Here is a 16,165-nt window from a genome sequence, read left to right as displayed (position 1 = left end):
CAGATTATATAAATTATTGTTTAAAATAATAAAAATAATATTTTAGACATTTGTCAATAGATTTTTAAAATATAAAGGTTTATATGAATAAGCAATATTATAAAAACCAATAATCAATTAAATGCTCCGGTCCGGTTCAGTTAATAATTTTTTAAAACCAAAAATATTCTGTTTACAAGCTCTCGCAATCGGAGAATTATACTTGATTAATAATTGAATAATTTATTTATATTAATTGTTATGTATTATACTTAACAAATTGTAAATTTTCAATTTTAGGACTATAATAATAAAAAACTCATATCTTACTAATGTTGCTTATCAATGATAATTTATTTGACTTATATGCCGAAATATTTTTGCTGATAATAAATCAGGAAAGGAAGAAGAAATGAATATAGGTGTTTTTCTATTGATAAAGTCTTTTCAGGGCGTTGAGGAACAATTAAAAATTGCAAAAAACATGGGCTTCAGTTGTGCAGATATCAGTAATACCAACTCCGGCGGGAGTATGCTTGGTACAGCAGGTTTTGACCCTACTGTAAGCCTTGATGAAAATCCTTTTGATATTAAAAGGATTTTCGACAAATATGATATGAAAATTTCAACAGTATGCGCACATGGCAACCTGCTTGATCCTACAAAACCCAGCAGATACAGCACACATGAAATAATGAAAGCTATCAGGCTTGGGGCAGCAATTGGAGTAAAGGATATTATAACTACCGAAAATGAGCCGCATACAGAATGGGGCAGGAAGCTTACATTTGATCAAAGAATTTTTATAATTGCAGAAAAGTTATATGAGCCTGTAAGAATGGCTGCTGATTATGGCGTCAGAATACTTCTGGAAAATCACGGTCCTGTTACAGATACTATCGAAGGCATTCAGGCTGTTTTTGATCTTCTTGATAATTCACCGGCAATTGGATTAAATCTGGATACAGGTAACAGCTGGCTTGGCGGCTCGGATCCTGTTGAAATAGCTAAAAAATTCAAAGACAAAATTCATCATATACATTGGAAAGATCTCGGTGAAGACTGGCTTCCAAAGAGAGGAAAACAATTCGGGGCAGGTTTCTCGCCGATAGCTATGGGAGACGGTATTATTGACATAAAAGGTGTCTGCGATGTTTTAAAAGATGCCGGTATTGAGAGTTCGACACTTGAAATAGTTGGTGATGATGAGATATTCCATAAAAGTGTTGAATTCCTAAGATCCTGTGGTGTTTCTTTTTAATAAGTAAATAATACGACAGGCTTGTTTCTTTATTTATAATTTTGTAATAATAAAATTAAGATATTAGAGAGGTGACTTATGACAGAAGAAAAAAAAGTTGGTTTTGTTGCTATGACATCAGAAAAAAAAGCTGTTGAAAGTATACCGGAAATAGGTGTGGGCATGATAGGCCATGCTTTTATGGGCAAAGCCCATTCAAATGGCTGGAAGCAAATGCCTTATATTTTTTGGCCGCCGGCAGCAATCCCCAAACTTATAAAAATTTGCGGTATTCCTGAGTCGGATGTTGCAGAAGCATCAAGAAGATTTGGTTATGAAGGGTATACTACCGACTGGAAGGAAATCATAAATGATGACAAAATCCAGATTGTTGATAACGGAACCCCTAATTATCTTCATGCAGAACCGGCAATTGAAGCAGCAAAGGCCGGAAAGCATGTTATTTCTGAAAAACCTATTGCCAGAAATGCTGCTGAAGCAAAAACAATGAGGGATGCGGTTAAAAAGTATAATGTAAAAAATATCTGTAATTATAATTACAGAATGGTTCCTGCCGTGGTGCTTGCAAAAAATTTAATTGAAGACGGAAAGCTTGGGAAATTATTTCATTTCAGAGCAAGATATCTTCAGGAATGGATTATCGATCCCGAGTTTCCCATGATATGGAGATTAAGAAAAGCAGAATGCGGCAGTGGTGCGCTGGGCGATCTTGGTTCCCATATAATTGATCTTGGCAGATTTTTATGCGGTGAATTTAAGGCTGTAAGCGCTGTTGCCCGGACTTTTATAAAAGAAAGATATTCTGATGAATCCGGGAAAAAAGAAAAAGTTGATGTAGATGATGCAGTTGCTGCGGCAGTTGAATTTGAAAATGGAGCAATAGGAACTATCGAAGCTTCAAGATTCTGCCCTGGAAGAAAGAATTTCAACGCCATTGAAATAAATGGTGAGAAAGGAAGCATTTGGTGGGATCTTGAAAACATGAACAACCTTCATGTTTATTGGAGAGATGAAGAACCTGAAGCTACAAGAGGATTTCATTGCATAAATGTTACTGAATCATATCATCCTTATTATGATCAGTGGTGGCCTCATGGTCACATAATCGGCTGGGAGAACACGTTTGTACATACAGCTCTTAATATGGTGAATGCAATTATGCTCGGAACACCGCTTGAGCCTTATGTTGCAACATTTGAAGACGGCTACAGAAATGCTGTCATTTGCGATGCAATAATCAAATCAGCAGAGACAGGCAGAAAAGAGCTTTGTATCTTTGAATGATTATTTTAATCTTAAAATTCCTGTCTGGTAAAAATAGGAATTTAATATTTATGATTCATAATTTAAAAATAAATAAAACAGGGGAATTAAATGAAATTCGGAATTAATACTCTATTATGGACCGGGTCTTATACGGATGAACATGTAAAAAATCTTACTCCTAAATTCAGAGAACTTGGTTTTGAAGGAATAGAAATAGCTCTCGGTCAGAAAGGCGATATTGATTATAAAAAAACACTTAAAACTTTTAAGGAAAATGGTCTTGTCTGTTCTTCTGTTTGCGGATTGTTTGGAGAAAATACAGATATAAGAGGACCTGAAAAAGAAAAAATTGAAGGAGGGCTTTCTTATATCCGGGACTGTCTGGAAGCCTGTTCAGAGCTTGAGTGCCAGGTTTTTGCCGGACCGGCTTATTCTGCTGTAGGAAGAGCATCCCAGGTTCCTGAAAATGAGAAAAAAATACAATGGGACACTGTTGTTGAAAACCTTGGGAAAGCTTGCCGGTGGGCTGAGAAATATGGCGTATTTATAGCAATAGAGCCTTTAAACAGGTTTGAAACGGATTTTATAAATATATGCAAAGATGCAGTCAGGCTGATTAAGGACGTGGGGAGCAATATGCTGAAAATCCATCTTGATTCTTTCCATATGAGCATAGAAGAGAAAAATTCTGCAATGGCAGTTCTTGACGCAGGAGATCTTCTTTATCTGTTCCATGCAAGCGAAAACGACAGGGGTGCACCTGGTACGGGTCAGGTTCACTGGAAAAACATAGCAGATGCTTTAAAAAGAATTAGTTATGACAAATGGGTTGTTATAGAATCTTTTACTCCTGATAATAAAATCATAGCAAAGGCAGCATCAATATGGAGGCAGACTGAGGAGAGTAATGAAGCTCTTGCCTTAAAGGGATTAAAATTCTTAAAAGGTCTTTTAAGCTAGAAGCAAGCTGTATTTTGATTTTTTGAGAAATATTTTAAAGGACAAATAATTTGAACGGAGGCATAAGTGGTGGAAACAAAAGAAATAATTTATAAAATTCTTTCAAAAAACGATGGAATCCTGAATTTAAAACCTGCATGGGTCGCAAGGGATTTTCTTCCGCCGGGAAAGAGGCTCGGGCTGGCCGAAAAAGATTATAATGTCGGTGAGAGGGGTTTTATTTGTGAAAGATGGCTTGCTTCTGTAACAAAAGCAGACAACAGGATAAGTCCGGAAGACGAAGGATTGAGCTATCTTAATCTTGATTCCGGAGAAAACATTCTTCTCAAAGATGCCGTTGAAGCTGCTCCCGATCTGATAATGGGTAAAGAGTATTCAAAAACACACACAGGGCTGGGAAGGCTTTGCAAAATATATGACTTTGGAGCAAGGATACCATACCACATTCATCAGATGGAAAAAGATGCCCGGCTTGTCGGCAGAAATTCAAAAGACGAAGCCTATTATTTTCCTGAAGATGTTGAGACGGGTCCACATCCTGAGACTTTTTTTGGCGTCCATCCATACATAGTGGATGAAAAGAAATTTGACATACTTCTGCCTTATCTTGTTGACTGGAAGGATGATCTGATCCTAAGTCATTCAAGAGCGTATCTGAACGTACCCGGGGAGGGATTCTTTCTGCCGTCCGGTGTTCTGCATGCACCGGGGACAGCCCTTACCATAGAATTGCAGGAAGACTCTGATGTCTTTGCAATGCTGCAGGCTTTAAATGCCGGTGAAATCATATCCAAAGATCTTTTATTTAAAGATGTAAGGAAAGAAGACAGGGAGTCAAAAGGAGAAAGAGTCATTCTTGAACAGCTTGACTGGGAAGCAAACGGAGACCCTTATTTCTATGAAAATCACCATCTCCCAAATATTTTTGTTGAGGAGTCAAGACAGTCCGGAGGAGAAGAGCACTGGATTTATTACAATACCCATAAATTCTCAGGCAAAAGATTGGTTGTAAAACCCGGTCAGTCATTTACTTCACAGGAAAAAGGCGTATACAGCGTGCTGGTTTGGAGAGGCAAGGGAACTTATGGCGGCCATAAAATTGAAGCAGGTAATTTTGATTGTGACGAACTGCTTGTTTCACATGACAGGGCTGTCAGACCGCTTACTGTAAAAAATGAAGGGAAGGAAAACCTTCTCATTATCAAATTCTTCGGGCCTGATATAAACACTGATGTTCCGATGATTAAGCCTTATAAAAAGTAATATTATTTTTGGCTGATTTTAATCAGTTATTTATTTTAATGATTTTATTCAGGTCATTTGTGTGCCTGGAACAAATAAATTAAAAAAAAGAATCATAAGGTTAAAAGGAGTTATAAAATGGCTAAAAAAACATCAATAGGCGGCTGGGCATATATATGGGGCGGTTATTCCGAAGCTCCTATCCCTCTTGAGGATGTATTGAAAAGGATTTCCGAGCTTGGGTTTGATGGCTTTGAGCTGGGCGCATTTCCGCCGCACCTTCCTGAAAACACAAAGGAAGAAAGAGCCAGGATAAAAAATCTTTTAAAGAAATACAATCTTGGTGTTTCCGGCGTTGCCGCTCCATTCCCTTCACCGGCAACTTCAACTGAAGAGGAATATTTAAAAGCAGTAAAAGGCAATCTTGAACTATGTGTTGATATGCAGATACCCAAGCTAAGAGTCGATACTGTCAGTCCTCCTACAGAAATTCCCGCAGGGATGGATTACGAAACTTGTTTTAAAAAAGTTGCATCAGTATGGAACAAAGCTGCAGATATCTGCGCAAAAGACGGAGTAAAGCTTGTGTGGGAATTTGAGCCGGGCTTTTTGTTCAATAAGCCAAGTGAAGTTGTAAGAATGGTTTATAAAGTAGACCATCCAAATTTTTCCATTATGTTTGACTCATGTCATGCATATATGTCAAGTGTCATTGGAGCAAGACAGATGGGAGAAAAAGAGCTTTTGCCAAAAGGTGTTGTTCAGTTTGCCCATATGCTTACGGGAAAAATCGGCCATGTCCATCTCATAGATTCAGACGGAACGCTGCATGACGGAGATACAAGCACTCATGCTCCCCTGGGGACCGGAAAGCTTGATTTTGATGAAATAATCCCTGCAATACTTGATGCCGGATATAAAGATGAATGGTGGACAATCGATCTCTGCTTCTGGCCAAAGGCATTGGATGTTACAGCTGACTGCAAAGTATTTCTTGATAAACTGATTAATAAATATGGTAAATAAATTTAAGGAGGGAAAATTGAAAGGTACTATGAAGGCTCAGGTTTTTTATGAAGCCGAAAAAATGAAAATGGAAGAGATTCCTATACCGGAAGTAACGGATATAGATGTGCTTGTAAAAGTTAAGAATTGCGGTATATGCGGTTCGGATATCTCTTATTATTACGGACTTTCTCCTGTAGGTACCGCAAGCGGCAAAGGCCCGATAGTTCTCGGGCATGAGTTTACGGGAGAAGTAGTAGAAGTTGGGAAAGTGCCGGAAATGCTGGGTCTTTTCGCACCCGGCGACAGGGTTGTTGTAAATCCGGTCCAGAATTGCAATGCCTGCATCCCCTGCGCAAAAGGTGAAACGCATTTATGCGAAAATTCAAATGTTCCCGGAGTTTCTACTGACGGTGCATTTGCTGAGTATTGCGTTTCAAGATATACCGGATTGTTCAAGCTTCCGGAAGCTGTAAGCTATGCAGCAGGTGCGTTTACCGAACCTCTTGCATGCGCTTTTAACGGACTGAGAAAATTAAATATTCAGCCCGGCGATTTTGTTGCAGTTTTTGGCCCTGGCTCAATGGGCATGATGATGACCCAGCTTGCAAAGAGAATGGGTGCCGGAAGGATAGTTCTTATCGGTGCGAAAAATGATGACTGGAGACTTGAGCAGGGTAAAAAAGTAGGGGCGGACTTTATTTTCAATATATCGGAAAAAAATTCCAGATACTATACGGATAATCTCGAAAAATCAATAAGAGATGTCAATGCCGGCAGACTGGCAGACAGGGCAATCGTTCCGACCAGCTCCAATGCGGCTTTTGAGCAGGCAGTATCGATATCCGGCAATTGCGGCATTATAGTTCATTACGGACTTCCAAATGAAGATGATGTGTTTAAAATTCCTGCTTTAAGCTTCCACACAATGGATAAAGAAATACGTTCTGCATGGCTTGCGCCGCTTTCCTGGGCCCAGACAATAAGATCAATTGAAAATGAGCTTGTGAAGTTTGATTCGCTTGTTACAGGAACATATCCTCTTGAAAAAACCGAAGAAGCAATAAGACTGCTCAGAACTGATCCCGGACAGCAGATAAAAATCCAGATAGAGGTTTCAAAATAAATAAATTGACAGCTTTTTATTTAAATATTTTTAATTAATTGAAAGGTTATGGGAGAATTATGGTAAATCAGATAATTGATACAAGCTATCAGAAAAAAAGACTTGACAGGGATGCGCTTCTGAAACATTTGAATAGTTTCAGCCTGGATTTAAAAATGTCCGTGGGAATCTGGTATTTTGCGCCCGGAGGCGGCAGATTTCATGAAGCATATGTTCCGCCAAAAACTATTGCAGAAAGAATAGAAATGGCAGCGGATATGGCAAAGTTTGGGATAAAGGCAATAGAGGCTCATTACCCGAACGAAGTAAATGAAGAAAATTACTATCTGTATGAACAGCTTGAAAAAGAGACAGGAATAGTTCTCCAGGCCTGCTATCCTGCAATATTTTATCCCAAAGAATATGAATTCGGTTCTCTTTCAAATCCTATAGATAGCTACAGAAAGAAAGCTATGGATACTCTTGTAGGGTGTCTGAAATTTGCAAAAGAGAAAAACCTGCATCATTCAGGGATATGGCCGGGAATAGATGGATATACATATTCTCTTGGGACCAATTATTATGATATGTGGGACAGGTTTGAAGCTGCTGTCGCTGAAGCGATGGATGAAGTGCCGGGCGTAATAGTTGCTATTGAGCCGAAACCATATGAACCTGCACCTAATAATATTTACAGAACTACTGCCGACGGCCTTATAGCATGCAAAGACATTGAAGAAAGACTTACAAATCCGATAAACAAAGAACTTCTTTCCAAAGGCATCCCTCTTATGGGCATGCAGCCTGAAATCGGCCACATAAGAATGGGCGGGGAAGATACGCCTTATGCAATTGCCAGATGCCTGAGGGAAGGTCGATTGTTCAATACACACTGGAACAGTCAGCCAATGGGCAACTATGACCAGGACCTTAATCTGGGAGTTGTTGAATGGCAGCAGGCCGAAGCTATGCTTTTTGTCCTGAAAATGGCAGCTTATAATGAGTATTATGGCTTTGACATCAATCCTGAGAGAATGCCTGTCGAAAAAGCAATCGAAATCAATTCAAAAGCGCTTAAAATAATGAATGAAAGAATTGATTCTCTTCCCAATGAAAAAATCATAGATGCTTATTTTGACCCCGAAAATAACAGGGGAAGCATTGAAATGATACTTGTTGATGCTATGAAATAATCAGGAAGTAGCAGATTCATATTTTAATATTAACACAAGTTAAAAGGAGCAAGTTATGCCTAGCCAGAGAGTTAAAGTGGCGATAGTAGGTTTGGGATTTGGCGCTGACTTCATACCTATTTATCAGAATCATCCGCATGCAGAGCTTTATGCAATATGTCAGAGAGATGAAAGCAAGCTGAAAGCTGCCGGGGAAAAATATGGTGTTAACAGGCTTTTTAATGATTACAGGGATTTATGCAGGATAAAGGAAATCGATGCAATACATATTGTTACTCCTGCTGATACGCATGCTCCTATTGTTCTTGACTGCCTGAAAGCGGAAAAGCATGTTGCATGTACTGTTCCAATGGCTATTGATATTGAAGACTGTAAAGAAATTGTCAAAATGAGAAGAAAAACAGGCACAGTTTATATGATGATGGAAACTGCAGCATATACCCGGGAGTTTCTATACGTTAAAAAATTAAAAGATGAAGGCAAGCTTGGCAAAATACAGTTTTTGCGAGGTTCACACATGCAGGACATGGAAGAATGGGGAGCGCCGTGGCCGGGATGGCCTCCTCTTAATTATGCTACTCATGCGGTAAGTCCCCTGGCTATTCTTGCTGATAAACCTGTTGAATGGGTGTTTGCGCTGGGGTCAGGAAGAATAAGGGAAAATTATATTGAAAGATGGAACAGCCCTTATGCTGTTGAATCAATGCTTATGAAATTCAAGGATTGTGATCTTAGCGGAGAAGTAACAAGATCTCTTTATGATACGGTAAGACAATATATTGAAAGCTTTGATGCATACGGGAACAAACTTGCATTCGAATGGAACAGGCTTGACGGAGAAGACCCTATGCTATTCCTCGGCAAGGAAGATGCAGAAAGAGTCAAAATACCTGATACAGGCGATATGCTTCCGAAAGAAATAGCAAGATTCACACGTTCAATGGAAGTAATGGATGAAGAAGAAAAATCCCATCTTTCATTCATACAGGGTTCAGGGCATGGCGGTTCCCACCCTCATATGGTTCATGAGTTTGTAATGTCTATAGTAGAGGGCCGTGATTCAGCGATAGATGCAGAAAAAGCAGCAAACTGGACAAGCGCAGGATTATGCGGACATCTTTCTGCGATGGCGGGAGGAGAAAAAATCTATCTTCCTGATTACTGGAATCTTTAATTACTTTAGAACTGTTTCAAGTCTTAAAGACTTTACAAAGACAGAGTAAAGGTACTTGCGATATCCTGCCAGGGAAACGCAGTAATCCCTGCGGATAAAAAAAGCAGGTACCTTTATGTTTGTGGAGGTTTTTTGAAAAATATCTGAAGTTATAAAAACAAGACTGATATGAGGCCTCAAAATGTATTGGTGGCCCTGAATTTGATGCCTGCGGATCTGATGAAAATAAAATAAATGACTGGCTGGCGTGCAGAAAACAACTACTGTTTCGTGTGAGGTTTTTACAAGATAATATATGCTGAACCATAATTATCTGACAAAGCAGCCAGTACAGGATTTTTTAAAAAAATACATAGTAAAGAATATTAAAAATTAATTTTAATAAACATAAATATATTGGTGAAATCAGAGAACTAAGGTATGATTTTATGATATGGGTAATAATTACAAACAGTATTCTAAAGGTAGGTAGCTATGAGTTTAATGGGAATTGATATAGGAACAACAGGAACAAAGGCCATCGCTTTTAATGAAGAAGGTAAAATACTTGCAAGCGATTACAGGGAATACAACCTGGTCTTCCCAAATCCCGGATGGGTCGAGTTTGATACCGGTGATCAGTGGTCAAAAGTTTTTGATGTGATTAAAAAAGTAAATAATGATCCTGCTGTTAAAAAAGATCCTGTTACCGCTTTGGCTATCTCAACTGTGGGTGAAAGTTTTACTCCTGTGGATTCCGGGGGAAATATTTTATATAACACTATTTACTCCACAGATGCCAGAAGTTCCAATGAAGTAGATCTTATTTTACAGAAATATTCTGCAGCAGAGCTTTTTGAAATAACCGGATTCCCGCCGGGCTATATATGTCCTTTAAATAAGCTCATGTGGGTAAAGAAGAATCTTCCTGAAATATACAAAAAAACAAAAAAATTTCTTTTTACCGAGGATTTGTTTTTTCACAAGCTTGGAATTGAGAAAACACGCATAAATCATGCTCTTGCATCAAGGACACTTTTTTTTGATGTAAAAGGAAAATTCTGGAGAACAGATATTCTGGATTCTTTTGGAATAGATGCCGAACTCTTTTCTGTTCCTTCTCCTTCAGCGGTTGAAATAGGACATATTGACAGCAAGATAGCTGAGCAGCTCGGATTTCAAAATAAGGTATCTGTAGTAACGGGAGCGCATGACCAACCCTGTGCTGCGCTTGGAGTTGGTGCTGTCAAAGGCGGCATTGCAGCTGATGGAATGGGGACTGTCGAGTGCGTGACTATCTGCATGGAAGATGCAATAAAAAATCAGGCAATGCTGAAAAATAATTTTGGCTGCCAGGCGCATGCTGTTGATGGGAAATACGTTTCTCTTGCATATAATTTGTCAAGCGGAAGCGTGGTTAAGTGGTTCAGGGATAATCTTGCAGCAGGAGATAATCAGGCAATCAGGGAAATCTCTTCAAAGCTTGATTTTGAGCCTTCCAGTCTTTATACACTTCCATATTTTTCAGCTTCCGGAACCCCTTATCTTGATCCGGTCTCCAAGGGTTCGATAATTGGGCTGGATCTTGATACGGATAAAACTGAAATATTCAAAGGGCTTGTAGAAGGACTTGTATTTGAGATATGTTTTAATATGGAGCTTATTAATAAGAGCGGTGTTGAAATAGTTGAGCTCAGAGCTGTGGGAGGAGGATCAAAATCCGATTTTGAGCTGCAATTAAAGGCTTCAATTGCAAATAAAAGAATACTCAGAATGGATATAACAGAAGCGGGATGTCTTGCATCAATGATGCTTGCAGGACTTGGAACGCAAAAATTTACATTATCTGAAGCTATTTCGCAGTTTGTAAAAATAAAAGATGAATTTCTTCCGGACGAGAATATCAGACAAAAATATATTGAGAAATTTGAAAAATACAAAGAAATCTACAGCCTGGTTTCAAAATTGTTCTAAAAGACCTTTCAGATAAAAACTCTATATGATTCTGAGATATAAAATTATTTTTGGGAGGAATAATGACTAACAACTATTTACTGGGTATTGATATAGGTACTTCTGGAACCAGAAGCCTTGTTATTGATGAAAACGGAAATATCATAAGTTCTGCAATAAAAGAGTATCCGCTTTATACTCCCAAACCGGGCTGGGCTGAACAGAATCCTGCGGACTGGTATGAAGCAACTATCTCAACCATAAAAGAAGCATTGCAGAAAAAAAATATAAAAGGGAGCGACATAAAATCAATAGGTCTTTCCGGACAGATGCACGGCTCTGTTTTTCTTGATGATGCAAACGAAGTAATAAGGCCTGCCCTTTTGTGGAACGACCAGAGAACTGAGCCCCAGTGCAAAGAAATATATGATATTTTTGGATATGATAATTTTATAAAACTGTCATACAATAAAGCGCTTCCCGGTTTTACATCACCGAAGATATTGTGGTTAAGAGAAAATGAACCTGAAAATTATAACAAAACAAAAAAGATCCTGTTACCAAAAGATTATGTAAGATTTATGATGTCGGGAACATATGCGACTGAGGTTTCTGATGCGGCCGGAATGCTGCTAATGGATATAAAAGAAAGAACATGGTCTGATGAAATCCTTGACGGTCTTAAAATCAATAAGAGTCTTCTTGCAGATATTTTTGAATCATATGAAGTAAGCGCAAAACTTGATGCGAAAACCGCAAACCTTACCGGTCTCGTTGAGGGCACTCCAATAGTCGGGGGCGGAGGAGATAATGCAGCAGGAAATGTAGGATCCGGAATAATAAGACAGGGCATAATCTCTGATTCAATAGGAACAAGCGGAGTTGTTTTCGCGCACAGCGACAAACCGGTTTATGATCCGGAAGGAAGACTGCATTCATTTTGCCATGCTGTTCCCGGGAAATGGCATCTTATGGGTGTTACTCTTTCTGCTGCCGGCGCCCAGAAATGGTATTATGACACTTTTGGCCCAAGCAGGGATATCGAAAACAAGAGGCCTGATTTAAAGAAATATAAATTGCTGGACGCACAGGCGGAACAGGTAGCTCCCGGCTCCGACGGGCTTTTGTTTCTGCCTTATCTTTCAGGTGAAAGAACGCCCCATGCTGATGCATTTGCAAGAGGTGTTTTTTTCGGAATGTCATATATCCACAACCAGGATCATTTTGTCCGTTCCATAATGGAAGGCGTTGCTTTCAGCCAGCTTGACTGCCTTAACCTGATGAAAGGGCTTGGAATTGATTCAGAGCATATAGTTTTAATAGGCGGCGGTTCAAGAAGCAGAATATGGAAAGAAATAATTTGCGATGTCTTTCAGACTCAGATAGTTACTCTGAAAAATGAAGAAGGGCCGGCATTCGGGGCAGCTCTTCTTGCAGGAGTGGGGTGCGGACTTTATAATTCAGTTGAACAGGCGGTAGAAAAAGCTGTAAAGAAATCTTCCGAGCTCCTGCCGGATAAAGGAAAAAGTTCAGTATATGGTAAGACTTATGAAATTTACAAATCCATTTACAAAAGCCTTAAGGGAGATTTTAAAAAACTGTACGATCTTCAGTTTAACAGCTGAATAAGAGACTTAACCAAAATTAAATAATCCTATAAGAGCGCTGGCAACAATAATCAGCAGAACAGCAATAGTAATAAGAATATTTTTAAGTTTTCTTTTGGCTATATAATAAATCAGACATATGAGAAGACCTGCAGACGGAGTTATTATCATAAAGATTATGCTCAGCCTGTAGAAAAAATTATTCCGGGTAAACAGTCCCGTAATTATCAGGATTACTGCTATTAAAAGACCGATTGTATAATCAAAGCTGAGATAATTACCGAGCCTTGACTCTTTTATTTTACCGTTGTCATTATCTGCCATGATTTTTAAAAAAATCCTATTAAAAAATTACTAAAAAAGATTTAATCCGAATGATTTCAGAATCATGTTTATGCCAAAAATTATAAGTATTACTATCAGAATAATTACAATATATTTGTTTTTCATCCGGTAAGCCGTAAATGAGCCGGCGGTTCCGCCTATAAGCACGCCTATTACTACCGCGGCAGTAATATCAGGTACTATAAATCCTTTCATCATATAAATTACGGATGACGAGACTGCGGTAATCCCTATCATGAAATTACTTGTTGCTGTTGCTACTTTCATAGGGATATCCATAAGCAGATTCATGGTAGGCACTTTTATAAATCCGCCTCCGATGCCCAGAAGTCCGCTCATTATTCCCGCAACAAATGATGTCAAAGATCCAACTGGATAATTTCTGACTTTGTATCTGATATTTTGTTTTAGGGCTGTGTCATAATATTCATAGCTTTCTTCCCCTGCATCTTTTTGAGCATCTTTACCGTAATAATTTAATTTCTGCTGCTGCACCGGCATTTTGTCTTTAATGCCATTTTTCTGCAAAGTATTTTTCTGCAGGGAAATATTTTTTCTGTAAGAAAAATAAGCGCTTACAAGAGTCAGGAGGCCAAACAATCCAAAAAGCATATTACTTTTTATGAAAGATATAAGAATGCTTCCCGTAACTGCTCCTGCAGTCGTAAAAATCTCCAGAAAAAGACCTATTTTTAAATTGGTAAGATCTTTTTTAAAGAAAAGTCTGGAAGCAGATATCGAAGTTGCCATAACAGCAACAAGGCTTGTTCCAATCGCGTTTTGAATAGGTATTTTTAATAATAGTGAAAGAATCGGAACTATTATTATTCCTCCGCCTATGCCGATAATGGATCCCAGAAAACCTGCGCCAAGACCTATTAATATTAAATATAAGTATATTGTCATTTAGTCAAATCCATCAAGCCTGTCAGTCAGTAAAGCTCAGTCATATTTTTATTAAAATATTAGATTTTTTTAAATATTTTTGCAAACAGGCCTGTTAGTTACCGCTAATATTTTATGCTAAAATTAATTAAGGTTTTACAGCCTGGCAAAACATTATTTAAAGCAAAAAATATTATTTCAGGGTATATTTTCAGAATTTTTTTGCTGCTTTATTTTTTTAAATAGCCGGTGCTAAAAACTGATTTTATAGCTAATTGGAAAATTAGAAAACCCATGGTTTTATTAACAGAAATTTGATTATATTTATTATTTTTATTTATGGAGAAGCAGATTATGACAAAGAAAAAAGTAATTATTATCGGAGCGGTAGCTGCCGGCACTTCTGCTGCAGCCAAGTTAAGAAGACTCAGTGAAGATATTGAAATAACCATATATGAAAAAGACCGGTATATCTCATATGCTTCATGCGGTCTGCCTTATTTTGTATCAGGCAGAATAAGCAGCATGGAAGATTTGCTTGTAAACTCTGTAGATTCTTTCAGTAAAAGATTTGATCTGAATATAAAAATAATGCATGAGGTAACAGAGATAAACCCGGAAGAAAAATTTTTAAAAATAAGAGACATGACAAGCGGTGATGAATTTGATGATTATTTCGATTATCTGCTGATAACCACAGGAACCAATCCCTCAGGACTTCCTTTTTTTAAGAATGAAAAAAATATCTGTTATTTAAAAACCATAGAAGACGCCGTGATTTTAAGGGATTTTATTGATTTGCTTATTAAGGAAAACTCTTCAGATAATGAAGAGGAAAGCAAAAAAACCGGAATTAATTCACATGGCAGCAAGGAGGCTGTCGGCAATGTTTCTGATAAAAAAGAAATAACTGCAAATGCGCTTGTAATTGGTGCAGGCTTTATTGGGCTTGAATTGCTTGAAGCATTCTCAAATAAAAAACTTGATACTGTAATCATTGAAAAAACTTCACAGATATTACCGAATTTCGATACGGAAGTAACTGATTATGCCGAAGATTATCTAAATAGAAAAGGAATCACAATTCTAAAAAACTGTGATATTGTTTCTTACTCCGCAGATTCCCGGCAAAGGATTATATCAATACATACTTCAGAAGGATTAACAATCAAACCCGACCTTGTTTTTATGGGGATAGGCGTCAGACCTGAAAACAGGCTTGCAGGAAATTGCGGTATAAAGACGGGAGAAAGAGGAGGCATTATTGTTGATGAAAATCTAAAAACCGGTTTTGATTACATCTATGCTGCAGGAGATTGTGTTGAAGTAAATGACCTGCTGTCTGAACAAAACAAGATTTTCTGTCTTGCATCAATTGCAAGCAAGCAGGGAAGAATAGCTGCAAAAAATATATTTGATGATATAAAGCAAGCAGGAAAAATTATTAAAAATCCTTCCGGTCCTGCCGAAAAATATTCATTTAAAGGCAGCATCGGTACATCAATTATAAAAATATTTGATTTACAGATAGGAAAAACAGGCCTCTCGTTTAAAGAGTCAAAAAAGATAAATAAAAATACAGCCAGGATAGAAATACATTTTCCTTCCCATGCCGGCTATTATCCGGGGGCTGAGATGATTCATATGGTTACTATTTTTGATAAAGTAACCGGAAAGATACTCGGATTTGAGGCAGTAGGGAAAGAAAGCGTGGATAAAAAAACGGATATCATGGCTGTTTCTATTTTTAATAAAGCAGATATAAGATCCCTGGCGAAATATGAACTTGCATACCATCCTTCCTGCGGCGCAGCAAAGGATTCGATAAATATCATAGGAATGATAGCAGAGAATCTGTTTGACGGGGAAGTAGAGTTCATTGATTGTGAAGACTTAAAGGCAATAATAGAGGACAAAAAACCAGCAAAAGACTACCAGATAGTAGATGTCCGAAATCCTGGCGAATTTAAAGCAGGTCATATAGAGGGCGCCGTGCTGATGCCTTTAAACACATTAAGGGGGAGTCTTGAAAAACTCGACAAAACCAGAAAGACAGTCGTTTACTGCAAGACAGGATACAGAGCATATGTTGCGTATAAAATGCTTAAAAATTATGGATTTGCCGATGTAAAATGCTTAAATGGCTCCTACCTTAGCTGGAAAAGAGAGCAATTTTTATAAATAGTAATAATTATTAATAAATATTACTAT

At 38.0% G+C, this 16,165-nt stretch carries 13 protein-coding genes; 11 read left to right on the top strand and 2 right to left on the bottom strand.

Annotation, left to right across the window (positions count from 1 at the left end):
• Positions 1–391 precede the first annotated feature (391 nt).
• The 10 genes from GXZ93_06570 (at position 392) to xylB (ending at position 12,742) form a co-directional block, all read left to right on the top strand.
• On the top strand, positions 392–1,240 hold the full coding sequence (locus GXZ93_06570; protein ID HHT79434.1) for a sugar phosphate isomerase/epimerase: 849 nt from the start codon (positions 392–394) through the stop codon (positions 1,238–1,240).
• A gap of 78 nt (positions 1,241–1,318) precedes the next feature.
• On the top strand, positions 1,319–2,524 hold the full coding sequence (locus GXZ93_06565) for a Gfo/Idh/MocA family oxidoreductase (protein HHT79433.1): 1,206 nt from the start codon (positions 1,319–1,321) through the stop codon (positions 2,522–2,524).
• A 90-nt stretch (positions 2,525–2,614) separates the two neighbouring features.
• Positions 2,615–3,466 (top strand): sugar phosphate isomerase/epimerase, encoded by an 852-nt coding sequence (locus tag GXZ93_06560; GenBank protein HHT79432.1) that lies wholly within the window; start codon positions 2,615–2,617, stop codon positions 3,464–3,466.
• A gap of 66 nt (positions 3,467–3,532) precedes the next feature.
• Entirely contained in the window at positions 3,533–4,729 is a 1,197-nt protein-coding gene (locus GXZ93_06555; protein HHT79431.1) for a hypothetical protein, read from the top strand.
• 117 nt (positions 4,730–4,846) lie between these two features.
• Complete coding sequence (locus GXZ93_06550) at positions 4,847–5,734, top strand: sugar phosphate isomerase/epimerase (GenBank protein HHT79430.1); 888 nt, start codon at positions 4,847–4,849, stop codon at positions 5,732–5,734.
• A gap of 16 nt (positions 5,735–5,750) precedes the next feature.
• The gene (locus GXZ93_06545) at positions 5,751–6,839 is read left to right on the top strand and encodes an alcohol dehydrogenase catalytic domain-containing protein (GenBank protein HHT79429.1); all 1,089 of its coding nucleotides are present in this window, start codon (positions 5,751–5,753) and stop codon (positions 6,837–6,839) included.
• 59 nt (positions 6,840–6,898) lie between these two features.
• Complete coding sequence (locus GXZ93_06540; protein HHT79428.1) at positions 6,899–8,011, top strand: xylose isomerase; 1,113 nt, start codon at positions 6,899–6,901, stop codon at positions 8,009–8,011.
• A gap of 55 nt (positions 8,012–8,066) precedes the next feature.
• Positions 8,067–9,185: a Gfo/Idh/MocA family oxidoreductase gene (locus GXZ93_06535; GenBank protein ID HHT79427.1), complete on the top strand. Its 1,119-nt coding sequence runs from the start codon at positions 8,067–8,069 to the stop codon at positions 9,183–9,185.
• Positions 9,186–9,659: 474 nt separating this feature from the next.
• Positions 9,660–11,138, top strand: a complete 1,479-nt coding sequence (locus GXZ93_06530; GenBank protein HHT79426.1) for a hypothetical protein — start codon at positions 9,660–9,662, stop codon at positions 11,136–11,138.
• A gap of 62 nt (positions 11,139–11,200) precedes the next feature.
• The gene (gene xylB / locus GXZ93_06525) at positions 11,201–12,742 is read left to right on the top strand and encodes a xylulokinase (protein ID HHT79425.1); all 1,542 of its coding nucleotides are present in this window, start codon (positions 11,201–11,203) and stop codon (positions 12,740–12,742) included.
• 9 nt (positions 12,743–12,751) lie between these two features.
• On the opposite strand, the gene GXZ93_06520 is transcribed toward xylB, so the two are convergent.
• Both GXZ93_06520 and GXZ93_06515 read right to left on the bottom strand, forming a co-directional pair.
• On the bottom strand, positions 12,752–13,048 hold the full coding sequence (locus tag GXZ93_06520; protein HHT79424.1) for a hypothetical protein: 297 nt from the start codon (positions 13,046–13,048) through the stop codon (positions 12,752–12,754).
• 30 nt (positions 13,049–13,078) lie between these two features.
• The gene (locus tag GXZ93_06515; protein ID HHT79423.1) at positions 13,079–13,975 is read right to left on the bottom strand and encodes a sulfite exporter TauE/SafE family protein; all 897 of its coding nucleotides are present in this window, start codon (positions 13,973–13,975) and stop codon (positions 13,079–13,081) included.
• 333 nt (positions 13,976–14,308) lie between these two features.
• Here GXZ93_06515 and GXZ93_06510 point away from each other — a divergent pair, with 333 nt between their 5' ends.
• A complete protein-coding gene (locus GXZ93_06510; protein ID HHT79422.1) occupies positions 14,309–16,135 on the top strand; it encodes an FAD-dependent oxidoreductase in 1,827 nt (608 codons plus the stop codon).
• The last annotated feature ends 30 nt before the right edge of the window (positions 16,136–16,165 follow it).

Source organism: Actinomycetota bacterium (assembly GCA_012837825.1).
Classification (GTDB): domain Bacteria; phylum Actinomycetota; class Humimicrobiia; order Humimicrobiales; family Humimicrobiaceae; genus Humimicrobium.
This window is presented reverse-complemented; position numbering and strand designations above follow the sequence as displayed.